This is a genomic window from Kitasatospora sp. NPDC087314 (assembly GCF_044744365.1).
In the GTDB taxonomy this organism is placed as follows: Bacteria; Actinomycetota; Actinomycetes; order Streptomycetales; family Streptomycetaceae; genus Kitasatospora.
Window position 1 is genome coordinate 419,008 of the sequence record NZ_JBIUYE010000004.1, and the last position, 21,631, is coordinate 440,638.

22 protein-coding genes and 2 pseudogenes are annotated in these 21,631 nt (G+C 74.7%); 16 read left to right on the top strand and 8 right to left on the bottom strand.

The genetic code is table 11. The features are described 5' to 3' along the window. Positions 1-89: 89 nt before the first annotated feature. Complete coding sequence (locus ACIO5E_RS11100) at positions 90-689, top strand: GNAT family N-acetyltransferase (RefSeq protein WP_400665977.1); 600 nt, start codon at positions 90-92, stop codon at positions 687-689. A gap of 196 nt (positions 690-885) precedes the next feature. On the opposite strand, the gene ACIO5E_RS11105 is transcribed toward ACIO5E_RS11100, so the two are convergent. Both ACIO5E_RS11105 and ACIO5E_RS11110 read right to left on the bottom strand, forming a co-directional pair. After that, positions 886-1,746, bottom strand: a complete 861-nt coding sequence (locus ACIO5E_RS11105) for a class I SAM-dependent methyltransferase (protein WP_400665979.1) — start codon at positions 1,744-1,746, stop codon at positions 886-888. 193 nt (positions 1,747-1,939) lie between these two features. After that, positions 1,940-2,914, bottom strand: a complete 975-nt coding sequence (locus ACIO5E_RS11110) for a MerR family transcriptional regulator (protein WP_400665981.1) — start codon at positions 2,912-2,914, stop codon at positions 1,940-1,942. Between the two features lie 102 nt (positions 2,915-3,016). Between ACIO5E_RS11110 and ACIO5E_RS11115 the strand changes: the two genes are divergently transcribed. Continuing rightward, positions 3,017-4,234 (top strand): glycosyltransferase, encoded by a 1,218-nt coding sequence (locus ACIO5E_RS11115; protein ID WP_400665983.1) that lies wholly within the window; start codon positions 3,017-3,019, stop codon positions 4,232-4,234. A 2-nt stretch (positions 4,235-4,236) separates the two neighbouring features. Here ACIO5E_RS11115 and ACIO5E_RS11120 read toward each other — a convergent pair whose 3' ends face one another. Continuing rightward, positions 4,237-4,497: a hypothetical protein gene (locus ACIO5E_RS11120; protein WP_400665984.1), complete on the bottom strand. Its 261-nt coding sequence runs from the start codon at positions 4,495-4,497 to the stop codon at positions 4,237-4,239. 173 nt (positions 4,498-4,670) lie between these two features. On the opposite strand from ACIO5E_RS11120, the gene ACIO5E_RS11125 reads away from it, so the two are divergent. From ACIO5E_RS11125 to ACIO5E_RS11140, 4 genes are all read left to right on the top strand, one after another. Further along, positions 4,671-5,105 carry a hypothetical protein gene (locus tag ACIO5E_RS11125; protein ID WP_400665986.1) on the top strand — a complete coding sequence of 145 codons (435 nt, stop codon included), beginning with the start codon at positions 4,671-4,673 and terminating at the stop codon, positions 5,103-5,105. Between the two features lie 73 nt (positions 5,106-5,178). Continuing rightward, on the top strand, positions 5,179-5,622 hold the full coding sequence (locus tag ACIO5E_RS11130; protein WP_400665988.1) for a hypothetical protein: 444 nt from the start codon (positions 5,179-5,181) through the stop codon (positions 5,620-5,622). After that, positions 5,622-5,924, top strand: a complete 303-nt coding sequence (locus ACIO5E_RS11135) for a PRC-barrel domain containing protein (RefSeq protein WP_400665989.1) — start codon at positions 5,622-5,624, stop codon at positions 5,922-5,924. Before ACIO5E_RS11130 ends, ACIO5E_RS11135 begins: the two co-directional genes overlap by 1 nt. 3 nt (positions 5,925-5,927) lie before the next feature. After that, entirely contained in the window at positions 5,928-6,509 is a 582-nt protein-coding gene (locus ACIO5E_RS11140; protein WP_400665991.1) for a type 1 glutamine amidotransferase domain-containing protein, read from the top strand. A 165-nt stretch (positions 6,510-6,674) separates the two neighbouring features. Here ACIO5E_RS11140 and ACIO5E_RS11145 read toward each other — a convergent pair whose 3' ends face one another. The 3 genes and pseudogenes from ACIO5E_RS11145 to ACIO5E_RS11155 form a co-directional block, all read right to left on the bottom strand. Further along, on the bottom strand, positions 6,675-7,529 hold the full coding sequence (locus ACIO5E_RS11145) for a DNA ligase (RefSeq protein ID WP_400666264.1): 855 nt from the start codon (positions 7,527-7,529) through the stop codon (positions 6,675-6,677). A gap of 69 nt (positions 7,530-7,598) precedes the next feature. Beyond that, positions 7,599-8,477: pseudogene (gene ligD / locus ACIO5E_RS11150) on the bottom strand (non-homologous end-joining DNA ligase); the annotation flags it as partial. A 222-nt stretch (positions 8,478-8,699) separates the two neighbouring features. Then, positions 8,700-9,341: pseudogene (locus ACIO5E_RS11155) on the bottom strand (helix-turn-helix domain-containing protein); the annotation flags it as partial. Between the two features lie 213 nt (positions 9,342-9,554). Here ACIO5E_RS11155 and ACIO5E_RS11160 point away from each other — a divergent pair. Continuing rightward, on the top strand, positions 9,555-10,151 hold the full coding sequence (locus ACIO5E_RS11160) for a pyridoxamine 5'-phosphate oxidase family protein (protein ID WP_400665993.1): 597 nt from the start codon (positions 9,555-9,557) through the stop codon (positions 10,149-10,151). 7 nt (positions 10,152-10,158) lie between these two features. Here ACIO5E_RS11160 and ACIO5E_RS11165 read toward each other — a convergent pair whose 3' ends face one another. Together ACIO5E_RS11165 and ACIO5E_RS11170 are read right to left on the bottom strand one after the other, a co-directional pair. Next, positions 10,159-10,782, bottom strand: a complete 624-nt coding sequence (locus tag ACIO5E_RS11165; protein WP_400665995.1) for a DinB family protein — start codon at positions 10,780-10,782, stop codon at positions 10,159-10,161. Positions 10,783-10,970: 188 nt separating this feature from the next. Continuing rightward, a complete protein-coding gene (locus ACIO5E_RS11170; RefSeq protein ID WP_400665997.1) occupies positions 10,971-11,366 on the bottom strand; it encodes a transglycosylase family protein in 396 nt (131 codons plus the stop codon). A 474-nt stretch (positions 11,367-11,840) separates the two neighbouring features. On the opposite strand from ACIO5E_RS11170, the gene ACIO5E_RS11175 reads away from it, so the two are divergent. From ACIO5E_RS11175 to ACIO5E_RS11215, 9 genes are all read left to right on the top strand, one after another. Further along, on the top strand, positions 11,841-12,362 hold the full coding sequence (locus ACIO5E_RS11175; RefSeq protein ID WP_400665999.1) for a universal stress protein: 522 nt from the start codon (positions 11,841-11,843) through the stop codon (positions 12,360-12,362). Positions 12,363-12,452: 90 nt separating this feature from the next. Next, a complete protein-coding gene (locus ACIO5E_RS11180; protein WP_400666001.1) occupies positions 12,453-13,907 on the top strand; it encodes a PLP-dependent aminotransferase family protein in 1,455 nt (484 codons plus the stop codon). A gap of 220 nt (positions 13,908-14,127) precedes the next feature. Then, positions 14,128-14,640: a hypothetical protein gene (locus ACIO5E_RS11185; protein WP_400666003.1), complete on the top strand. Its 513-nt coding sequence runs from the start codon at positions 14,128-14,130 to the stop codon at positions 14,638-14,640. Positions 14,641-15,087: 447 nt separating this feature from the next. Beyond that, positions 15,088-16,497, top strand: a complete 1,410-nt coding sequence (locus tag ACIO5E_RS11190) for a family 2B encapsulin nanocompartment shell protein (protein WP_400666005.1) — start codon at positions 15,088-15,090, stop codon at positions 16,495-16,497. Positions 16,498-17,555: 1,058 nt separating this feature from the next. Further along, a complete protein-coding gene (locus ACIO5E_RS11195; RefSeq protein WP_400666007.1) occupies positions 17,556-17,753 on the top strand; it encodes a hypothetical protein in 198 nt (65 codons plus the stop codon). 184 nt (positions 17,754-17,937) lie between these two features. Next, on the top strand, positions 17,938-18,708 hold the full coding sequence (locus tag ACIO5E_RS11200; RefSeq protein ID WP_400666009.1) for a hypothetical protein: 771 nt from the start codon (positions 17,938-17,940) through the stop codon (positions 18,706-18,708). Positions 18,709-19,220: 512 nt separating this feature from the next. Then, positions 19,221-19,856: a class I SAM-dependent methyltransferase gene (locus ACIO5E_RS11205; RefSeq protein WP_400666011.1), complete on the top strand. Its 636-nt coding sequence runs from the start codon at positions 19,221-19,223 to the stop codon at positions 19,854-19,856. After that, complete coding sequence (locus ACIO5E_RS11210) at positions 19,853-20,515, top strand: hypothetical protein (protein WP_400666013.1); 663 nt, start codon at positions 19,853-19,855, stop codon at positions 20,513-20,515. The genes ACIO5E_RS11205 and ACIO5E_RS11210 overlap by 4 nt, the downstream gene beginning before the upstream one ends. Before the next feature lie 51 nt (positions 20,516-20,566). Further along, a complete protein-coding gene (locus ACIO5E_RS11215; protein ID WP_400666015.1) occupies positions 20,567-21,628 on the top strand; it encodes a hypothetical protein in 1,062 nt (353 codons plus the stop codon). Positions 21,629-21,631: the final 3 nt, after the last annotated feature.

Sequence of the window (21,631 nt, forward strand, 5' to 3'; positions counted from 1 at the left end):
GGTGTCGGGGGCGGTCCGCTCGGGTCGGGGTCCTCCCGCGCGGGGAAATTCGCTGGCGGGCGCCGGAGCGGGCGGGGTACGAAGGCCGGATGAGTGCTACCGAGACCTCCACCGACCGGCGGGTCTTCCACCCAGCCACCCTCGACCTGGACGACGTCCTGCTGCGCCCCTGGGGGAGGGCCCTCGACCTGCCCGGCGGCACCGTCCCCGCCCTGACGGCGGCCTCGGCGGACCGGGAGATCGCCCGCTGGAACCCCTTGCGCGCCGCCGACCCCGCCGCCGCCGAGGCCTACCTCGACCGCTGCGACACCGGCTGGGCCGACGGGACCACGGCGGCCTTCGCGATCACCGACGCCGCCGACGGAACCCTCCTCGGCAACGTCGCCCTGCTCTGGACCAACCAGGCGGACGGCCTCGCCATGGTCGGCTACTGGCTGCTCCCCACCGCCCGGGGCCGGGGCATCGCCACCCGCGCCACCATCGCCGTCACCCGCTGGGGCGTCACCACCGCCGACGTCCGCCGCATCGAGCTCTGCCACGACGTCGACAACGACGCCTCCTGCCGGGTCGCCGTCCGTAGCGGCTTCCCGTACGAGGGCACCCTGCGGGCCTCCTACCGCTACGTCGACGGCGACTACGTCGACGAACACCTCCACGCCCGCCTCGCCACCGACCCGGACGAGGGTTAGTACCGGACAGACCCTCGGGCCTGTCCGGCGGATCCTGCCGGGCCCCGGTGGGCCGTTCGCTCTGCTGCGGAGCGGCGCGGTGGAGGGGGAGGACCGGAATACGAGCGACTTCTCCGAGAGGATCTCCACCCGCGCCACCCGGCGCCCTGAACCGGACAAGGCCGTCGCCACGCGCGGGGACCGGCCTTCGTCGTGCTCAGTGCGCGGCGCGCACCGCCGAGACCAGTCCGCCGGGGCCCTCGTCCTGCTGCGGCGGGGTGGGCACCGGACGCCCGTAGGCCTCGGCGCGCTCACGCAGGGTGAAGGTCTCCGCCTCCCAGCCGAGGCCGTCCAGCCAGCCGACCGGGTCGTCCGGTATCTCCCAGACCCACATCGACGCTGCCGATCCCGGAGCGGCGTCCCCGCGGAAGCGTTCGACCACACCGCGCGAGCCCAGGGTCAGGCCCATCCTGCTGCTTGCCGCGGACAGCGCGCCGACCCGTTCGAGCAGCGACTGCACCGCGTCCTCGGGCAGGTAGATCAGCAGTCCCTCGGCGATCCACACCGTCGGCTGCGCCGGATCGTGCCCGGCCGCGGCCAGGGCGCCGGGCCAGTCCTCGCGCAGGTCGACCGGGACGGTGATCCGCTCGCAGCGCGGAACGGCCCGCTCCTGACACAGCACCGAGGCCTTGAAGTCCAGCGGTTCGGCCGTGTCGACCTCGAACAGCCGGGTCCCCGTAGGCCAGTCCATCCGGAAGGCCCTGCTGTCCATCCCGGCTCCGAGCAGCACGACCTGCCGGACGCCGGACGCGACCGCCCGGTCCAACAGGTCGTCCAGGAACTTCGTCCGGATGACGATCGAGAAGGCCACACCGAGCCAGCGGCGCCGCGCCGCCTCGTCCGTGCGCGGGGGCGGCGGCGTCCCGGGGCCTCTCCCGCCGGCCGTGGCGAAGGCCAGCGCCAGCGGGTCCCGGAACAGCGGCTGCTCGCGTGCCGTCTCCATGGCCCGCACCCGGGCCACGCCCACGGCTGTGGCCCACACCCCGGACGGCTCGACCCGTCCCGCTGCGTCAGTCATGCGTTCAGCCTAGCCAGGCCGCCGGGGCGTCACACCGGCGCGGTGGGAAACAGCGCTCCGGGGGCCAGCTCCAACCTGGTGGCGACGACGTCCTCGGCGGGGTGAGGTCCGAATGCCGGTCGCCGGGGGCCCGGCGCATGACTGACGATCGGCCATGGACTGAGCTCTCGGGGGCCGGCAGGGGGATCACGGTTCACGGCCCAGGCGGGTGGTCCGCAGCCAGGGGGAGGCCGGTGACCTGCTGGTGCAGGGCCGCGAGGGGAGCGGCGAAGCGTCCGGGGCCGGTGGCGATGGATTGCGGCGGGGCCTCGCCGGTGACGGTGAGGGCGTGCCGCCAGTAGCGCAGCGGAAACGAGCCGGGATGCGCGGAGTCGCGGAACCGGGTGCGGAGGTGGGTGCGGAACGCCGGGTTGTCCTCGTGTCCGCCGATGCGGGCGTACGTGCGCACGAAGTGGCCGAGCGCCTCGGCGCCCCCGGCCGGGCTGCCGGAGGCCAGGTCCTCGGCGGCCAGTGCGCAGGCGTCCATGATGCCGGCGTAGAACGACGCGACATCGCCGACCTGTCGGCTCTGCGGTTGGCGGCGTCGGCCGTCTCCGGTGGCCAGGGCGTGGAGTTCGGCGTAGGCGAGGACGGTGGTGCTCGTCGGGCTGGCCGGTGGTTCGGGCACCGCGCCTTCGATGACGGCCTGGGCCAGGCGGCGCGGCAGGCCGGCCGGGAGTGCCCAGTGCCAGTAACGGACCAGGCGGTCGTGGGTCTCGTCCGGGCTGCCCACCTCGGCGAGCAGGGCCAGGCGGCGCAGCCGTTCCGGCTCGGGGCAGTCGTCCAGGGCCCGCAGCGCTCCCTGGCGCCACGTCAGCCCTCGCAACTGCACCCGAACGGTGTCCAGTTCGCGGGTGACGAGGTCGGCCAGGGCGTGCTCCCCCGTCATCACCGCGGCGATCGCGGCGATCGGGGTGTCGAGTGCGCGGAGGCGCTGGATCAGCCGGAGCCGCGACAGCGCGTCCGTGCCGTACCTGCGGTGGCCGCCGGGACTGCGTCCGCTCTCGGGCAGCAGCCCGATGTCGGAGTAGTAGCGGATGGTCTTCACGGGCAGCCCGGTGCGTGCGGCCAGCTCGCCGATGCCCACCGTGTCCCCGCCCTGTGTGCCGTGCGCTTGCGTGTCGTGCATCACAGCCGGTTGAACCTCCCCCGCGCAGGAGCCGTTAGCGTCCACGGCGACCGCCGCCCTCCAGTGCGCTTCGGGGCGGCACTCGCCGAGGAGGATCATCACATGCGGATTCTGATCGTCACCGCCGGTTCGCGAGGGGACGTCGCACCCTTCACCGGCCTGGGACGCCGCCTGCTGGACGTCGGCCACCGAGTCACCGTGGCCACGCACCCGCCCTTCGCCTCGCTCGTCGGTGGGTGTGGCCTCGACCATCGGTCACTGCCGGGCGACCCGTACGAACTGATCCGCGCCAGGACCCGGGCGTCGTCGCCGGAGGAGGTGCGCGCGGCGACGACGGAGTTCCTGGGCCAGCTCGCCGACGGCGTGGTGGCGGCCGTGGCGGACGGCACCGACCTGGTGCTCACCGCGTTCGGCCCCGCATCGTTCAGCCAGGCGGCCGGCGAGGCCGTCGGCGTCCCCGTCATCGGTACCTACCTCGCACCGGCCTTCGCCACGCGGGAGTTCCCGCTGCCCGGCATGCCGGACGGCGACGACCTGGGACCGGAGGGCAACGTCGCCGCGGGCCGGGCGCTGCTGGCCCGGGCCGGAGCGCTCCAGGACGGGCTCCTGACGCGGCTGCGCGCCCGGCTCGGGCTGCCCACCGCCGCGTCGCAGGCACGGGCAGGGGAGATCCGGCCGGTCTTCCACGGCTTCAGTCCGCTGGTGGTACCGCGCCCGGCGGACTGGCCGTCCGAGGTCGAGGTGACGGGCTACTGGTGGCCCGCCCGCCCGCACGGTTGGCGGCCACCGGCCGAGCTGGTCGACTTCCTCCAGGCCGGCCCGGCCCCCGTGTTCATCGGGTTCGGCAGCATGGCACCGGGTCAGGGGGAACGACTGGCCGAGCTGGTGGTGGCGGCGGCCGCCCGGGCGAAGGTGCGCGCGGTGGTACAGGCGGGGTGGGCAGGACTGAGCGCGGTCGGCGACGACGTCCTGGCCATCGGTGACCTCCCCCACGACTGGCTGTTCCCGCGGACGAGCGCCGTCGTCCACCACGCCGGGGCGGGCACCACCGCGGCCGGACTGCGCGCCGGGGTACCCGCCGTGGCGGTACCCGTCATGGCGGACCAGCCGTACTGGGCGGACCGGTTGCACCGCCTCGGAGTCGCCCCGCGACCGCTGCCGTTCCACGAACTCACCGCCGAAGCCCTCGGTACGGCGATCACCGCCTGCACGGCCGAGCCGGGCCACCGACGGCGAGCGGTCGAACTCGCGCACCACATCGCCGCGGAGGACGGCGCCGCCGCGGTGCTCGGTCGCATCGGCGTCGCACACGACGGGTGAGGCTAGCCGTAGCCCCCGAGCCGGTCGTGGATCGCGCGCAGCCACGGCTGTAGGACGGCCGGCAGGCGGGCCAGCCGGTGGCGGAGCAGTGCCCGGTCGGGTTCGAACAGCGACGGCGGCCGCAGCGGCAGCGGGTCGTCGCGTTCGACCCCCTCGGGCAGGCGGACGGCCTGCGTCGGCTCGGGGAAGGCCAGGTACGTCCACACCTCGGCGTCCAGCGGTACGGCCACGGCGCCGCACCCCGCACACGCGAACACCGCCATACGTGCTCCCCCTGATCGCGGACAGTCGGAGTATCGCGGCCCGCCGACGGGGGCCAAGCGGGTTTTCCGAGCCCCGGGAGGTTCCTGGGCGGCAGGCTGCGCGCGGGGCGGGGGAGCGGCCTAACCTGGAAGGGCGCGTACGGCGCGTGGCCTGGGAACGAAAGCGGTGGGCCATGACGGTGGTCTCGGCAGCTCTCTTCGGTGTCGATTGGCGGTCTGCGTCGACCGGTTCCGCCGAGTTGCTGCGCGAGTGCGCCGCCCGGGGCTGGACGGTCGTCCTGACCGGCCCGGGGCCGGGCGGGGCGCCCGCCCTGACCGTGGCCGCCCCCGGGAGCGACCCGCTGCGGGCCGCGCTGGAGCTGGTCGGCGGCACGCCGTCGCACGCCGTGGCGGTGGCCGGGAGTGTGCGTGAGGTGCTGGCGGCGCGGCGGGTCGGGGTACCGTGCGTCGCCGTGGCGGCCGGTGCGGAGGCCGGTCCGGAGCTGTGGGCGGCGGGCGCGGTCGAGGTCCACCGCGACGTCGACGCCCTGATGCGGGTCCTGGACGACAGCCTGCTGGCCCGGCCCCGGGCCTTCGGCCCCGTGGGCGCCGGAACCGGCGGCCCCTGAGCGGTTGGCGCCGGCCCGTACCGGGCAACCGCCGGGTGCGAGCACGTCACCGGAAGTGTCGGAGGTGACCGAGATGGACGGACCCGCGTTGAGCGGATGGGAGCGGCGGCTCCTTGCGGAGATCGAGTCAGATCTGCGCCAGGACACGCGCCTCGACCGGAAGTTGAGCACGATGGGTGCCAAGCGGCCGAGCCGGGTCCGAGGCGTGCTGCGGGGCGTGGGGCGGCGGGTGTCCGCCGGGGTGGTGGTGACCGCGCTGGTGATGGCGGCGATCTGCCTCAGTGTCGGCGCGCGGACCCCGACCACCGGGGTGCTGACCGGCCTCGGGGTGGTCTGGGCGGCCTCGGTGGCGGTCGCGGTCGCCACCTCGGCCCTGCTGCGCCGCCGGGGCGCGGGACGGGGCGAGGGCCGGGGAGACGAGGGAGACGCAGGGCGGGACGGAGACGAACGCGGTTTCGGGCCCTCCGATCGGGACGAGCGCCGCGAACGCCGCCCCTGGGACCGGCCGGAGGCATGATGAGCACCGACCTGTGGGAGTACCGCCCGGGCCCCCACCACGCCGCCGAACTGAACCTGACCGGGTACGAGGTGCAGGCGACCGACGGCCCGCTCGGGCGGGTCGAACAGGACACCGGGGACCACCTGCTGGTCGACGCCGGGCCCTGGGTGCCGGGCGCCCGGGTGTCCGTCCCGGTCGGCCTGGTGTCGCGGGTCGACCACCTGGAGCTGATCGTCCACCTGGACTGTCCGCGCGCCCGGCTCAGCCCCGCCCCGCCCGTCGCCGTCGACCTGGCCGGCCGCCACCCGCGCCCGCGCTGAGCCATGGGCTGGCCGTCCACCACGCTCACCGGCCGCACGATCGCCTTCCTGGTCGCGCCGTACGGGGCCGAGCAGGTCGAGCTGACCTCGCCGTGGCAGGCGGTGGAGGAGTCCGGTGGCACCCCGCGGCTGCTGTCCACTGCGCCCGGGCGCGTCCAGGCCGTCCGGGGACACACCCCGGGCGACACGTTCGCCGTCGACGCCGTCGTGGCCGAGGCGGACGCCGCCTCCTTCGACGGTCTGATCCTGCCCGGCGGCGTCGCGAACCCCGACCGCCTCCGGTTGGACGAGGCCGCGGTCGCCTTCGTCCGGGCCTGGTGCGCCTCCGGCCGCCCGGTCGCCGCGATCTGCCACGCCGCCTGGACCCTGATCGAGGCCGACGCCGTCCGCGGCCGCACCCTCACCTCCTGGCCCAGCCTGCGCACCGACCTGCGCAACGCGGGAGCGAACTGGGTCGACGAGGAGGTCCACACCTGCCGTGACGGCCCGGGTCCCCTCGTCTCCAGCCGCAAACCCGCCGACCTCCCGTTCTTCAACGACACCCTGGTCACCGTCTTCGCCCACGCCGCCAAGCGGAAGCGGTGACCCGGCTACCCCGTTACCCGGTCCCGGAGTTGAGGCGGGCGGCGGCAGCGGGCCGACCCCCGGGGGCTCCGGCGCCGCGCGGATCTCGGCCGCTCCGGCCCGCCGCGTGTGCCCGCCGCGCGTGACCACCGCGTGTGCCCGCCAAGGGCGGTCAGCCGGGGGTGCTCAGTCGCCGCGGAGGCGGACGAAGGTGGCGGTGGGCGGGCGGCCGGTGAGGGTGAGTTCGGCGCGCAGGGGGGTGGTGAGGGGGTGGACCGGGCCGTGGTCGGGGTCGGTGGCGGGCGGGCCGAGGAGGGTGCCGGCGGCCTCGGCGACCTCGCGGGCCTGGACCGGGGTGAGCCGGGGGGTGGTCAGGAACACCCGGCCGTCGTCGAGTTCGAGGACGAGGGCGTGCGGGTGGGCGGCCGGGCCGGTGAGGGCACGGACGGCGGCGTCGAGGGTGTCGCCGCGCCGGTACTTGACCCAGGGGTGCCCGGTGCCGCGCGGGCGGTAAGGGGAGCCGGCGGCCTTGCAGACCAGGCCCTCGACGCCGGTGTCGGCGAGGCCCGCCATCCACTCCAGCGCCTCCGCCCGGTCGGTGGTGGCCAGTACCGGCTGGATCGGCGGCGGGACGTCGGCGAGGGCGGCGAGCAGCAGGCGGCGGCGGTCGGCGAGCGGCAGCCCGCGCACGTCTCGGCCGGGCAGGGCGAGCAGGTCGAAGGCGATCAGACCGAGGGCGACGTCCGGGGCGGCGCCCCGGGCCCGGCGGGTGCGCAGGAGCTCCCCGAAGGCGAACCGGCCGGCCCGCCAGGCGACGAGTTCGGCGTCCAGCACCAGCCCCTCGGGCAGCCGGGCGACGGCGGCGGCGATCGGCGGGAACTCGGGGGCGAGGTCGCGGCCGGTGCGGGACTGGAGGAAGGGCGGGCGGTCGCCACGGGCGAAGGCCACGCAGCGGAAGCCGTCCAGCTTCAGCTCGTACTGCACGCCTGCGCCGCCCAGGCCGTCGGACGGCGGGACGGCGGTGACGGCGGCCGGGCGCATCACCTCGACCGGCGGGCGGAGCACCTGGCGGGGCCGCTCCGGCGGTTTCGCCGAGGCGGCAGGCCCGGCCGGGAGCGGCCGGGCCTGCTCCGGGTCCAGCAGCGGGGCGAACAGGTCACCGTGGGCGGCCAGCCGGTCCGGTACCTCGGAGAGGGTGAGGACCAGGTCGTCCACGGCGCGGGCGCGCTCCAGCTCGGCCCAGGAGAGCGGGGTGGAGACCGTCGGCAACGGCCGGGCCCGGAGGGTGTACGGCGCGGCGGTGGTCTTCCTGGCGTGGTTCTGCGACCAGTCGACCAGCACCCGGCCGGCCCGCCGGGCCTTCGCCATGGTGTGCACGACCAGGTCCGGGTGGTCGGCCTCCAGCGCGGCGGCGAGCGCCTTCGCGTAGGCGCTGACCCGGGCGCTGGGCGTGGGCTCGATCGGGGCCAGCAGATGCAGGCCCTTGGCGCCGGAGGTCTTCACCCAGGCCGTCAGGCCGTCCGCCGCGAGCCGCTCGCGCAGCAGTACCGCGACGGTGCGGCAGGTGAGGACGGACGCGCCCTCGCCGGGGTCGAGGTCCAGGACGAGGCGGTCGGCGAGCCCGGGCGCGGCCGCGTGCCACTGCGGGACGTGCAGCTCCAGACAGCCCAGGTTGGCGGCCCAGAGCAGGGCGGCGCCGTCGTCGAGGACCACCTGGCGCAGGTCGCCGACGCTGCTCGGCACCTCGACGGTGCGTACCCAGCTCGGGGTGCCGGCGGGCGGGTTCTTGGCGATGAACACCTCGCCCTCGACGCCGTCGGGGCAGCGCAGGAAGGACACCGGGCGGTCGCGCAGGTGGGGGAGGAGGGCGTCGTGCACGGCGGCGTAGTAGCGCAGCACCTCGCCCTTGAGGGTGCCGGTGCGCGGGTAGTACACCTTGTCGAGGTGGGAGAGCGCGAGGGTGCGCCCGTCCACCGTGAGCTGCGGCATGAGCCCTCTCCGAAGCCTGCGGCCCCCGCAGCCAGTCTGCCCGGGCGACGGCGGGGGCGCCCGCTCACCCCTGTACGGGGGCGGCGGGCCGGGGCGCGCCCGGGTAGGTGCCGAAGTACCAGTGGTTGCCCTCCGGGTCGGCGGCGGCGAAGTCGCGCGAGCCGTAGTCCGTCTCGTGCAGCGCGCTGGTGATCCGGGCCCCTCCGCCGCCAGCCACGCGCTCGGCGCGGCCCCGGCCAGTGCGCGGAACTCGCGGGCCAGGTGCGCCTGGTCGAAGTACCCGCAGCGGACGGCCAGGTCCGTGAGCCGGGGCGGAGGCGTGGTGGCCAGCAGATGGCGGGCCCGGTCGAAGCGGATCACCCGGGCGGCGGCCTTCGGGGTCAGGCCGATCTCCCGGCGGAACCGATCCTGCAGGTGCCGGGTGCTCCAACCGGTCTCCCGGGCCAGTGCTGCCACCGGCAGGGCGCCGCCGCTGCGCCGCAGCGCCCGCCAGGCCCAGCCGACCTCCGGCGGCACCTGCCCGGACGGGCGGGCGGCCCGCAGCAGGACCCCGTCCAGCGCGGCGAACCGCTCGGACCAGGTGCGCGCGGACTGCAGTTGCTCCTGCAGGCGCGGGACGAGCCGTCCCAGTACCTCCTCCGCCGGGACGTCGATCCCGGCGATGACCAGCGGCTCGTCCAGGGTGAGGATGAAGGTCAGGTACGGGGACGGCAGGCCGCGGTGCACGGCGGGCGGGATGCCGCGCTGGCGGTACCCGGAGTACCAGGCCACGTACGGGCGCAGCGCCGTCGCGGGCCGGGCGCGGACGGCTTCGTCGACCGGGCCGGCAGCGGCATCGGCCGCGTCGGGGGCTTCCGTCGTCACGTTCCCAGTATCGACGCCAGGCGCGTCTGCCGGAGGGTTTCGCCGTTCCGCGGCGGTCGCGGCGAGGACGTCCTGAGCTGTCTCGACTCCCCTGGCAGGATGGGCAGGTGGCCTGTGCGCGAGCCATCCTGCGGGCGCCCGGATGGGTCGATCCTCGTCTCGGCAGGTGGATCATCCTTTCTTGCCAGGCGAGATGGGGGCACACTGGCGGACATGGGAAAGCAGTACGAGAGCATCGACGGCCGGCTGCGCGCATTCATCGAACGGCAGCCCGTCTACTTCGTCGCGACCGCGCCCCTCGCCGCCGACGGGCACGTCAACGTCTCGCCCAAGGGCCGCTCCGGCACGCTCGTGGTGATCGACGAACTCACCCTCGCCTACCTCGACTTCGGCGGATCCACCGCCGAGACCATCGCCCACCTCCGGGAGAACGGCCGGATCACGCTGATGTGGTGCGCCTTCGACGGCCCGCCGACCGTGGTGCGGGTGCACGGCCGGGGCGAGCCGGTGTTCCGCGACGACCCGCGCTTCGCCGGACTGCTGGGCCGCTTCGCGCCGGACGCCGACGGGTCGGGGCTGCGCGCGATCGTGCTGGTGAAGGCCGAACGGGTCAGCGACTCCTGCGGGTTCGCCGTCCCGCTGATGGACTACCGGGCCGACCGCGACCTGCACGCGCAGTTCTTCGACCGCAAGGGCGAGGAGGAGTTCAGCGCCTACTGCGAGGGCAAGCAGTACGTCGGCACCAGCATCGACGGCCTGCCCGCGCTGCCGCTGCCGCTGCCGCTGCCACCCCGCCCCGTCGAAAGCTGACCGACGGTCAGAGTTCCGGCGACCAGCGGTAGAGGTCGCGCAGCAGGGCGATCTCGGCGCCGTGGTGCAGCAGTTCCTGGTTGACCCACCAGACGATCTCCCAGAACGGCTCCTCCGCGTCGCCGCCGTACGGGTAGCCGCAGTGCCCGACGGTGTCCAACGTGGCGTCGTCCGCGGCCAGCACGGCCGCCCGCCAGGCGGTGGCCGCAGCGTCGAAGGCGGCGATCGCGGACCGCGCGTCGCCGCTCGCCCGGTAGTCGTCCCTGGTGAGCGAGCGACTGCCGCCCGCGTGGTCGGCGCGCAGCAGCAACATCTCGGTGAGGTGGCTCAGCCGCCACGCCAGGGTGGTGAACCGGGCGGGCTCCGGGGGCGGGTAGCCCGCGCCGTCCCGTCCCCACTCGCCGCCGCCGACCAGCTGCGTGGCGCCCTCGCCGGGCCCGTCCGCGTGCCGCCGCACCGACCAGCAGCCGGGCACCGGTTCCCACCGGTACTCCTCGTCCGTGAGTGGCGTGACGGCCACCCGGGTGCCGTTGCCGCTGTCCAGGGTCGGACCGGCCAGCCGTTCGGTGAGGCGGGTCCGGGCGAAGTCGAACTCCGACAGCAGGGGGACGAGTCGGGGCGGCAGCGTCATCGGGCGGCTCCTGGGCGCGGGTACGGGCGTACGGACGGTGGGCAGGACCCGGCGCACGCTGCCACACCCGGCCGCGCGGCCGCGACCGGTTTTCCGGCGGCAGGGTGCGGGCGGGGCCGGTCCGCGGACACGACGGCGCCGCCGCACCCCTGTTCAGGGGTACGGCGGCGTCGGGGTGCCGGTCGGTCTTACTTGCCCAGGCCGGCCTTGACGGAGCAGATCGGCCAGGCGCCGGGGCCCTGGGCGGCGAGCACCTTCTCGCCGACGGCGATCTGCTGGTCCTTGGTGGCCTGGTGGGCCTGCGGGGCGTACGCGGTGCCGCCGAAGGCGGCCCAGGTGCTGGAGGTGAACTGCAGGCCGCCGTAGAAGCCGTTGCCGGAGTCGACGGCCCAGTTACCGGTCGCCTCGCACGCGGCGACCTTGTCCCAGACCGTGGCCGGCGCGGCGGAGGCGCTGGTCGCCGCGACGAGGCCGGCCACCGGCAGGGCGGTGATCGCCCCGGCCATCAGCGCCATCCGGGCGCGGCTGCGGCGCTTCGGGGTGGCGGTGGCGGTGACAGCGGCGGTCTCGTTGCGGAAGGTCATGGGGATCCTCTCGGAGGGGTTTGCGAGCATGCGGAACCAGGCCCTCGGAAGGCTGTTGGTTTCGGGGACACGTCGCTCGCGTGGTCCGGCACCGGTCCCGCTCCTGGGCGGTGAGACCCGGTGGGAGCTGGTAGCTCGGTGCAACGAGTTCGAAGGTACGGGGGCGATTGCGGGGGTTTCAAGGAATCGAAGGTTTAAGCACGTCGGGAGGCCGTTACCGGTCGTAAGAATCAAGAAAATGTCCCTATTTCGCCCGATTTGACCATATTTTCAAGATCAAACCTCCTGGCGGAGTGGCCCCCGTCACGTGGAGAGCCGTGTGAGGCCGCCCACATGGTCGACAGCGCGTGACGAACTGCCCGCCTTCGGTGCCGAAATCGCCGCGCCGGTCGGCGCTCCGGGTGGCGCGCGCCACAGCCCTCACCGGGAGTGCCCCCGCCACCCACTCGCAGTGGCGGGCATAGCCTCAGGGCCATGAGCAACGAGAGCGATGCAGAGGATGTGGAGGCCGTCGGCGGCGCCGACGAACCCGGGGCGGCGGTCGCCCCCGCGGGCTTCGAGCTGGGGACCGACGGGCCCAAGGTGATCCTGGCGGGGCTGGACGGCTCCGACTCCTCCTGGCGCGCCATCGCGTACGCCGCCGGACTGGCCCGCAGGCAGGGCGCCGCCCTCGCGGTCGCGTACGTCCAGCCCGTCCTCGCCGCCGCCACCGCCCTGGCCGGGGTCGCAGTGGAGGAGACCACCCAGGAGATCGCCGACGAACTGCTGGTCGCGCTGCGCGAGGCCGAGCACCGGGTGCGGGAGGTGTGGCGGGTGGAATGGCGCTTCCTCACCGTGCGTGGCGACCCCTATGCGGGGCTGGCCAAGCTCGCGGACGAGCTGCGGGCCGACGCCGTCGTGGTCGGCGCCTCCGAGCAGGCCGGACACCGGGTGATCGGCTCGGTGGCCGTGCGGCTGGTGAAGTCGGGCCGCTGGCCGGTCACCGTCGTGCCGTAGGGCGCGATCGGCGCGATCGGAGGGGTGGGGCGTGGGCCGGTCCGGGCCGCCCGGCGGGCGGCCGGGTGGCGGCGGGTAGGGTGCGTGACCATGACGGAAACGCCGGGCGCGCACCCCACCGGGCCCGCCCACCCGACCGGCAGCGACCTGCACCTCGACCTTCCCGCCGGTGGCGGCCGCCGCGCCGCGCTGATGGCGGCCCTGCGCGAGGCGATCCGCAGCGGCCGGCTCGCCCCCGGAACCCGGCTGCCGCCGTACCGCGCGCTCGCCGCCGACCTCGGCCTGGCCCGCAACACCGCCGCCGAGGCGTACGCCGAACTCGTCGCGGAGGGTTGGCTGACCGCTCGTCAGGGCTCCGGCACCGCCGTGGCCGAGCGCGCCGAGCCCGTCCCGCCGACCCGGGCCCGCCGGCCCTCGGTACGGCCCGGGCCCGTGCACGACCTGCGCCAGGGCCAGCCGGACGCCGCGTCCTTCCCGCGTACCGCCTGGCTGGCCGCCGCCCGCCGGGCCCTCACCACGGCGCCGCACGAGGCCTTCGGGCCCGGCGATCCGCAGGGGCGGCGCGAGCTGCGCACCGTCCTCGCCGACTACCTGGCCCGCGCCCGCGGGGTGCGCGCCGACCCGGACCGGATCGTGGTCTGCTCCGGCTTCGCCCACGCACTGCGGCTGCTGTTCGACGGCGGGGCGCCCGTCCTGCCGCCCGAGACGAACGGGCGGCTGGCCGTCGAGGCGTACGGGCTGGGGTTCCACCGAGGGCTGCTGGCCACCGCCGGGGTCGCCACCGTGCCGCTGCCGATCGACGATCACGGCGCCCACGTCGACGAGTTGGCGCACCACCAGGACGTCCGGACGGTCCTGCTCACCCCCGCCCACCAGTTCCCGACCGGCGGGCCGCTGCATGCGGCCCGACGCGCCGCCGTGGTCGACTGGGCGCGCGGGCGCGGCGGACTGATCCTGGAGGACGACTACGACGGCGAGTTCCGCTACGACCGCCAGCCGGTCGGCGCCGTCCAGGGGCTCGACCCCGAGCGGGTGGTCTACCTCGGCTCCGTCAGCAAGAGCCTGTCGCCCGCGATCCGGCTCGGCTGGATGGTGCTGCCGGACCACCTGGTCGACCGGGTGCTCGCCGCCAAGGGTGAACGCGAGGGCTGGGCCAGCGCGTTGGACCAGCTGACCCTGGCCGAGCTGATCGACTCCGGCGGCTACGACCGGCACGTGCGGCGGATGCGCCGCCGCTATCGGGAGCGCCGCGACCACCTGGTGGCCGCCCTGGCGGCGAGCGCCCCGCACATCGGGGTCTCCGGCATCGCGGCCGGGCTGCACGCCGTCCTGCGGCTGGAGCCCGGCACCGAGCGCTCGGTGCTCCAGGCCGCCTCCTACCGGGGCCTGGCCCTCGACGGGCTCGCCGACTACCGGCACCCGGGGATCGGGCCGGAGGCCATGCCGGCCGCGGACGGCCTGGTCGTGGGCTACGCCACGCCGCCCGACCACGCCTACCCGGCGGCGCTCGCCGCGCTCTGCGACATCCTGCCGCCGCTCGCCTGAACCGGTCGGGTCGGGCAGCAGGGCTCGGGTGGCCGGGTTCGGGCAGCAGCATGCGGGCAGCAGGGCTCAGATGGCCGGCGAAGGATAGGGCCCCGGGCGGGACAGTGGGGGCGGAACGCGTCCGGGACGGTCCGCGGTGTCCGCCCCCGGCTCGTGCGTCGGTACGGATCCGGGCGGAGCGGGGCATCGGAACCGGTACCGCCCCCTACGCTCCTTGGTCATGCGCAGAACACATTTGAGCCGTGCCGCCCTCGCCGCGTGTCCGGCCCTCGCCGTCGGTCTGCTCCTCTCCGCCACGCCCGCCCAGGCCGACACCCCGCTGCCGTTCACGGCCGTCTCCGACCGGCCAACAACCGTCCGGGGCGGCGAGTTCACCCTCACCCTGACGCTCAGCAACCCGTACGACACGCCGATCCAGTTCGTGTACCAGAGCGTCCAGCCGACCTACCAGACCAGTCTGGAGAACGGTCTCAAGTTCACCGCCACGGCCTGCGGCACCCAGACCAACGGGTGCAGCGACAACGTCCACGGCGGCATCGCCCGGTACAACGTGCCGCTGGCCCCGGGCGCCACGAGCAGCTTCACGGTCACCTACACCGTCGCGCCGGACTCGGCCTGCGGTGCCCAGACCCGGATCGACTTCTATTCGTACCTGTACTACGAGTACCAGGGGGGCGAGGCGAAGAACTCGGGCATCGTCGGGATCCCCGGCAGTCAGATCGCCTGCGCCTGACGTACCGCTCGGCACTCCCTCCCCGTCACATCCCCCGTCGCACCCCCACTGCGCATCTCCCCGTTCCCCCGTCAGGTGCCGGCCGCCCCCGTACCGGCACCTGGCGGGCCATTGGCGTGTGCGGGCGCGGACGGCGGGTGTCGGAGGCGCAGGTGCAAGGGCGAACGGATGTTCTCGCGCTCTGGGGCCGACCGGGGTCGGACTGCTCCGGATTCACCCTATCGGGGGGTAGTCGGCCTCCGTATGGGCCTGGCCGGGTCCTGGTGATCTAGGGTTCCGCATGGGCCGCCGGGAGACGGGGCCCGTGATCGCGATGACATCGCCAACACCCCCACCAATACGCGCATCTGATGCTACGTCATGACATCAGCCAGGGTGGACCGGTACGACTCCGACGCCGTACGGCCCTGACCGCGTGATCCGACCAGACGAATGGAGATCCTGCCGATGCCCGTGGACGCGAGCCCGGAGACACAGCAGGTCACGCAGCAGTCCAGCCTCACGACGGCCGCTGCCCGCAACCTTGCCACCACGACCAAGTCCGCGCCGCAGATGCAGGAGATCACCTCCCGCTGGCTGCTCAAGGTGCTGCCCTGGGTGCAGGCCGCAGGTGGCGCCTACCGCGTCAACCGGCGGCTCACCTACACCGTCGGCAACGGTGTGGTCGAGTTCATCAAGACCGGTTCCCAGGTCCGCGTGATCCCCGCCGAGCTGGGCGAACTCGCCCTGCTGCGGGGCTTCGAGGACGAGGAGGTGCTCGCCGCCCTCGCCGACCGCTGCGAGCAGCGCGACTTCGGCCCCGGCGAGGTGCTCACCACCCAGGGCGAGGCGGCCGACCGGATCTTCCTGATCGCACACGGCAAGATCAACAAGATCGGCACCGGCAAGTACGGTGACGACACCGTGGTCGGCGTGGCCGGCGACGGCGACCGTTTCGGCGACGACGCGCTGCTGAACCCGGACGCCGTCTGGGAGTACACCGCGACGACCGCCACCGCCGGTGTCGCCCTCACCCTGACCCGCAGCGCCTTCGCCGCCATCCGGGACAACTCGCCGAGCCTCCAGGAGCACCTGCTGTCGTTCCTGGCCCTGCCGCAGCAGGCCCAGAACGAGCGCGGCGAGGCCGCGATCGCCATGTCGGCAGGCCACCACGGCGAGCACGAGCTCCCCGGCGCCTTCGTGGACTACGAGCTCAAGCCCCGCGAGTACGAGCTGAGCGTCGCGCAGACCATCCTCAAGGTCCACACCCGCGTCGCCGACCTCTACAACGAGCCGATGAACCAGACCGAGCACCAGCTCCGGCTGACCATCGAGGCGCTGCGCGAGCGCCAGGAGCACGAGCTGGTCAACAACCCCGAGTTCGGCCTGCTCAACAACGCCGACTTCGACCAGCGGATCCAGACCCACTCCGGCCCGCCCACCCCGGACGACCTGGACGAGCTGCTCAACCGCCGCCGTGACCCCGACTACCTGCTCGCCCACCCGCGGACCATCGCGGCGATCGGCCGCGAGTTCAACGCCCGTGGCCTGTACCCCCACCATGTCGACCTCGGCGGGCAGCAGGTGCCGGCCTGGCGCGGGGTGCCGATCCTGCCCTGCAGCAAGATTCCGATCACCAAGGAGAACACCAGCTCGATCCTGGTGATCCGTACCGGTGAGGACAACCAGGGCGTCATCGGCCTGCACCACACCGGCATCCCGGACGAGTACCAGCCGTCGCTGTCGGTCCGCTTCATGGGGATCGACGAGAAGGCGATCATCTCCTACCTGGTCAGCGCCTACTACTCGGCCGCGATCCTGGTGCCGGACGCGGTCGGCGTCCTGGAGAACGTCGAGATCGCGCACCGCCGCCACTGACGACGGCCTCCGCCGGGCCCGGGCCGTAACCGGTCGGCCCGAAGATCGTTTGACCTGATGACGGACGGCCCGCCCCTCGAAGGCGGGCCGTCCGGCTGATCGTGCCTGACTGAATCCGACTGCGGGACGGTCGACTTCGCCGTGTTCCGGCTCTGGTCAGACCCTGCTCCGATTCCGTCCGACCCCGTTTCGACCGTGTTCCGTCCCTGTTCTGCCCTTGTTCCGTCCCCTGGCGACCCGAGAGGTGAGTGGAGCCCATGCCGCAGCGCCGGCAGTCCCGACGGATATCGCAGGACGGCGGTGGGGGCGCGGCCTCCGGGCGGCGGACCCGGGTGATCGGCGCCGCGGTCGGCGTGGTCGCGATCTGCGCCCTGGTCAGCGGTGCCGCGGCGTTCGGTGCCGAACGCCACGGCTGGGAGCACCCGTCCATTCCTGCCGTCGACTCCTGCGTCTGCACCGGGACGGACGTGTCGGTGCAGGTCGGCCCGGGCGGGGACGTGAACGTGGGCGTGGGCGTGGAGGTTCAGGTCGGCGTCACCGTCGCCCCGACGGCCGACGGTCGGCAAAAGGGGCCGAAGCCCCCGCACCGGCACCACCCGTGCCACACACCGAGGGCCGCGCCCGGTCCGGCGTCGCCGTCTCCGTCGGCCGCCGCGGGGCTCCGCCACCAGCCCGGCCGCCCGGACGACGAGCACGGCGGGCATGCGGGCCACGACGGACACGGGGACGACGACGGGGACTGGTGGCATCACCACCATCACCACCCGCGCCCCTGCCCGACCACCCCGACCCCCACCCCGACCCCCACGCCGACTCCGACCCCCATCCCGTCGCGGACCCCCACGCCGACCCCGACACCGAGCTCGCCGCCGGCCAGTCCGACGCCCGCGCCCGTACCCCCGCCGCCGGCGTCGCCCGCACCTCCGCCACCGCCGCCCGCACCGGCGCCGGCCGCGCCACCCCCCGCGCACCCCGCGCCGAAGCCGCCCGCGCCCCTACCCCCGGCCCCGGCGGCGCCCGCGCCCCAACCACCCCCGCCCGCACCCGTGCCGGCCCCGGTGGTGTCCGAATCGGCGCGCCCGATCCCGGCGGTGCCGCCGGTCTACCACGTGCGGGCGGCGAAGCCGCTGGCCCTGCCGCAGCACCACCACAACACCCCGGTGACCACCACCATGCTGCTGGTCACCGTGCCCGCCGTCCTGGCGGCGGCAGCCCTGCGCCCGGGCCGTGGACGCGGCCGCTCCGGGCGGTCCTGAGCACCCGGCCGTCAGCGGCCCGGCCCGGCGTGACAGCCGACCCGTCCACCGAACCGACCGCCGACCCGGCCGCGGGGTCGGCCCCGGAGCCGGGCTGAGCCAGGCCGGTCGGGCCGGGCCGAGGCCCGGGGCCGAACCCGACATTCCTGTTCCGTCACGAGCCAAGCCAGAGAAGGGAGTTCCCATGTCCGAGTGGCTGGCATTGACCATCGCCATGGCGGCGGCCTGTGCCGTCGTGGTGGCGGTGGTGCTGCTGCGGCACCGCAGGGTGGGCGCCGAGAAGAACGTCGGCGAGACCCCGGACGTCATCGAGTACATCACGATGATGATCGGCGTGGTCTACGCGATCGTCCTCGGTCTCGCCATCGCGGGAGTCTGGGAGGCGCGCGGCGCCGCCCAGGACGACGTGTTCCGCGAGGCGCAGTCGATCCAGGAGGTGAGCGACCGGGCGGTGGTCTACCCGGCCGACTTCCGCGACAAGGTCCGGGCCGACGTGGACGCCTACGTCTCGTACGTGGTGAACGTCGAGTGGGACTACATGCGCGAGCACGGCGAGATCTCCGAGAAGGGGACCGAACTGCTGGACAAGCTGCGGTCGGACGTCGCCACCCGGCCGCCGGCCTCCGAGCTGGAGTCGCAGTCCTACCAGCCGATCATGGACCGGATCGGCCAGGTCGACGACGCCCGCAACTCACGCGGGCAGAACGCCGGCCCGACCATGCCCGGGGTGGTCTGGTTCGGCCTGATCACCGGCGCCGTGGTGACCGTCGGCATGCTGTTCGCCCTGCAGATCCGGCGTACGCCAAGGGAGTTGATCCTGGCGGGCTGCTTCAGCGCGTTGATCGCGTTCCTGCTCTTCATGATCTGGGACTTCGACGACCCGTTCGGTCGGAGCGTCTCGGTGACCACCCAGCCGTTCGTCGACCTCTTCCCCTCCCTCGGGCTCAAGGGCTGAGCAGGACCGCTGGGCGGCGCAGGGCCCGCGCGGATCTCCCGCGCGGGCCCTGCGCCGTCGTGCCGGGAGTCAGCGCAGGCTGCCGTCCATCCCTTGATCCTTGCAGGGAATCCCGGCCTTCAGGCCGGGTGGGAAGGCGATCCCTGGCGTGGAGGCGCGAAGCGTCGGAGGTCTCCGGGTCTCCGTGGAGACGGTCAGGTGGGCCGTTTCTGGCTTTCGATGGAGTCCTTTGCTCTCGGTGCCCGGGTTCCACGTCTGGTCCACCAAGTGGCGCCACAGTGCCCCCGCGCCGCGCCGCGGGCAGCCGGGGCGCCTTCGAAGATCACGCTGACGGTGCGGCTGCCGCAGGGCGCGGCGGGCCGACCGGCCTGCTCGCGTCACGACATCACAGATTGGACTGGACCAATATTCGCCGTCGAGGGTGTCCGCCCGCCGGACCGCTCCCGGCCGCCCCCGCCCGGGCCCGGTAGGTTGACCGCTACGGAGCAGGCCCGCCGAACGGAGGACTCGCCATGGACAGCCAGGACTGGGACGACCGCTACGCCGCGAGCGAGCTGGTGTGGGGCGTCGAACCCAACCGCTGGGTGGTCCGCGAACTGACCGGCCGCACCCCCGGCCACGCCCTCGACCTGGCCACCGGGGAAGGCCGCAACGCCATCTGGCTGGCCACCCAGGGCTGGGAGGTCACCGGGCTGGACTACTCCGCCGTCGCCCTGGAACGGGCCGAGCGGCTCACCGCCGACCTGCCCGACGAGGTCGCCGACCGGCTCACCTGGCGGCACGGCGACGCCCGCAGCCATGAGGCCCCGGCCGCCGGCTACGACCTGGTCCTGGTCGCCTACCTCCAGGTCCCCGCCGAGGACCGCCGGGCCGTGCTGCGCCGCGCGGCCGCCGCACTCGCTCCCGGCGGCACTCTGCTGGTGGTCGGACACGACCTCAGCAACCTCACCGAGGGCGTGGGCGGCCCGCAGGACCCGGCCGTGCTGTTCACCCCGCAGGACGTCCTCGCCGACCTCGCCGACCAGGGCCTGCGCACCGTCCGCGCCGAGCGGGTGTACCGGACGGTCGGCGCGGAGCCCGGGCACAGGGGCGAGGGCGGCGGCGTCGCGGTGGACGCGCTGGTGCGGCTGGAGCGGGGTGCCGAGTGACGGCGCGACCGGCCCGGCGGACGCTGCTCACCGGCCTGGCGGCCGCCGTCCCGGCGCTGTTGGCGGGCTGCTCGGGTTCCTCCGGCAGGTCCGGCAAACCCGGTGGGAACGCCTCGGCGGCGCGGGCGAGCGACGCCGGTGGCGAGGCCTTCGTGATGATCATCCGGCACGGCGAGAAGCCGGATGGCGGCCACCCGGGGCTGGACGAGCAGGGCGGCCACGACGGCAAGTCCCTGACCGAGCGCGGCTGGGCCCGCGCCCGGGCACTGCCCGCCCTGTTCGAGCCGCCTGCCGCCGGCCTGCGCACGCCCGCCCGGATCCTCGCCGCCGCCGACCAGGGCCCGCTGGCCGGAGCACACCGGATGCGGCAGACCGTCACCCCGCTCGCCGCCAAGCTCGGGCTGACCGTCGACACCGCCTTCGCCGAGTCCCAGGAGACCGCGCTGGCCGGCGCCGCACTGGCCGGCTCCCAGCCGGTCCTGATCTGCTGGGAGCACTCGCGGATCCCGCGGATCGTCGAGGCGCTCGGCGCCGCCGGCAGCGGCGCCCCCGCCACCTGGCCGGACCGCTTCGACCTGGTCTGGGTGTTCGCCCGCCCGGCCGGCGGCGCCTGGACCTTCCGCGAGGTCCGTCAGCACCTGCTGGACGGCGACGCCTGATCCACCCGTGGGCGTACGCGCGCCGATGTTCCGTCAATTAGCGTGGCAGGCATGAGGATTCGCGCGTTCTTCGGCGCTGCGGCCGTCGCGGTGCTGCTGCTCTCCGGCTGTGGCGGCGCCGGCTCCGAGGGCGGGCCGCAGCCCCGGCCGACCAGGGCCACCGGCGCGGTGCCGACCGGCGGCGAGCGCCGCGCCGACGGTGCCGAACTGCTCTACCGGGCCGGTGGCGGGCACAGCGCGCAGAACCCGGCCTTCGCCCCGGACGGCCGTTCGATGCTGCTGACCGAGTTCAGCGAGGGCTACAACAAGGGTGCCGCCGCCCTCGGCGTGCTGCCGCTGGACGGCGGCCGTACGCCGCAGAAGGTCCTGGAGGATCCCGACAAGGTCGCCGTCAACCTCCCCGGCACCAGCTGGAACGCCGCCGCAGGGGCCTTCGCCTTCGCCTCCGACCGGGAGTCCGGGCACGACGAGCTCTGGCTGATGACGCCCGGCGGCACCCCCGAGCGGGTGACCAGGCACGAGGACGGCAGCGGGTACAGCGAGCCGAGCTTCTCCCCGGACGGCGCGTGGATCGTCTTCCAGCAGAGCTGGGAACCGGAGCACGCCGCCGGGACGGGGGACTCCGCCGAGCAGGACTCGCTGTGGAAGGTCCGCCGCGACGGCGGCGACCCGGTCCGGCTGGTCGATGGCCGGGGCACCGGCACCGACAACCGCCAGCCGAACTGGTCCCCGAGGGGCGACCGGATCGTCTTCCAGCGGCGCACCGCCGGGGGCGAGGGCTGGGCGCTGTGGACGGTGCACCCGGACGGCACCGGCCTGCGTCAGGTCACCGACGCGCCCGGTGAGCACACCGACCCGGCCTGGTCGCCGGACGGGACGTACCTGGTGTTCTCCTCCAACCTCGGCGACCTGCCGAACGCCCAGGTCTTCGTGGTCGCGGCCGACGGCGGCCGCCCCGTCCGGGTGACCGGCGAGGCCGCGGCCTACGACGGCGCGCCGAGCTGGTCCCCGGACGGGAAGTGGATCGCCTTCGAGTCCTCCCCGGGCGGCGAGGCCGACCCCGCCGCCCTCTGGCGGATCCCCGCGCCCGACCTCAAGGGCCTGTCCGGCTGATCC

What these genes read in the sequence shown, in the direction of transcription:
- ACIO5E_RS11200 (WP_400666009.1), top strand. Translation starts at nt 17,938, where the DNA reads ATGTCCGAGTGGCTGGCATTGACCATCGCCATGGCGGCGGCCTGTGCC.
- ACIO5E_RS11175 (WP_400665999.1), top strand. Translation starts at nt 11,841, where the DNA reads ATGAGCAACGAGAGCGATGCAGAGGATGTGGAGGCCGTCGGCGGCGCC.
- ACIO5E_RS11125 (WP_400665986.1), top strand. Translation starts at nt 4,671, where the DNA reads ATGACGGTGGTCTCGGCAGCTCTCTTCGGTGTCGATTGGCGGTCTGCG.
- ACIO5E_RS11190 (WP_400666005.1), top strand. Translation starts at nt 15,088, where the DNA reads ATGCCCGTGGACGCGAGCCCGGAGACACAGCAGGTCACGCAGCAGTCC.
- ACIO5E_RS11135 (WP_400665989.1), top strand. Translation starts at nt 5,622, where the DNA reads ATGAGCACCGACCTGTGGGAGTACCGCCCGGGCCCCCACCACGCCGCC.
- ACIO5E_RS11105 (WP_400665979.1), bottom strand. Translation starts at nt 1,746, where the DNA reads ATGACTGACGCAGCGGGACGGGTCGAGCCGTCCGGGGTGTGGGCCACA.
- ACIO5E_RS11170 (WP_400665997.1), bottom strand. Translation starts at nt 11,366, where the DNA reads ATGACCTTCCGCAACGAGACCGCCGCTGTCACCGCCACCGCCACCCCG.
- ACIO5E_RS11160 (WP_400665993.1), top strand. Translation starts at nt 9,555, where the DNA reads ATGGGAAAGCAGTACGAGAGCATCGACGGCCGGCTGCGCGCATTCATC.
- ACIO5E_RS11180 (WP_400666001.1), top strand. Translation starts at nt 12,453, where the DNA reads ATGACGGAAACGCCGGGCGCGCACCCCACCGGGCCCGCCCACCCGACC.
- ACIO5E_RS11110 (WP_400665981.1), bottom strand. Translation starts at nt 2,914, where the DNA reads ATGCACGACACGCAAGCGCACGGCACACAGGGCGGGGACACGGTGGGC.
- ACIO5E_RS11115 (WP_400665983.1), top strand. Translation starts at nt 3,017, where the DNA reads ATGCGGATTCTGATCGTCACCGCCGGTTCGCGAGGGGACGTCGCACCC.
- ACIO5E_RS11185 (WP_400666003.1), top strand. Translation starts at nt 14,128, where the DNA reads ATGCGCAGAACACATTTGAGCCGTGCCGCCCTCGCCGCGTGTCCGGCC.
- ACIO5E_RS11205 (WP_400666011.1), top strand. Translation starts at nt 19,221, where the DNA reads ATGGACAGCCAGGACTGGGACGACCGCTACGCCGCGAGCGAGCTGGTG.
- ACIO5E_RS11100 (WP_400665977.1), top strand. Translation starts at nt 90, where the DNA reads ATGAGTGCTACCGAGACCTCCACCGACCGGCGGGTCTTCCACCCAGCC.
- ACIO5E_RS11140 (WP_400665991.1), top strand. Translation starts at nt 5,928, where the DNA reads ATGGGCTGGCCGTCCACCACGCTCACCGGCCGCACGATCGCCTTCCTG.
- ACIO5E_RS11130 (WP_400665988.1), top strand. Translation starts at nt 5,179, where the DNA reads ATGGACGGACCCGCGTTGAGCGGATGGGAGCGGCGGCTCCTTGCGGAG.
- ACIO5E_RS11215 (WP_400666015.1), top strand. Translation starts at nt 20,567, where the DNA reads ATGAGGATTCGCGCGTTCTTCGGCGCTGCGGCCGTCGCGGTGCTGCTG.
- ACIO5E_RS11145 (WP_400666264.1), bottom strand. Translation starts at nt 7,529, where the DNA reads ATGCGCCCGGCCGCCGTCACCGCCGTCCCGCCGTCCGACGGCCTGGGC.
- ACIO5E_RS11165 (WP_400665995.1), bottom strand. Translation starts at nt 10,782, where the DNA reads ATGACGCTGCCGCCCCGACTCGTCCCCCTGCTGTCGGAGTTCGACTTC.
- ACIO5E_RS11120 (WP_400665984.1), bottom strand. Translation starts at nt 4,497, where the DNA reads ATGGCGGTGTTCGCGTGTGCGGGGTGCGGCGCCGTGGCCGTACCGCTG.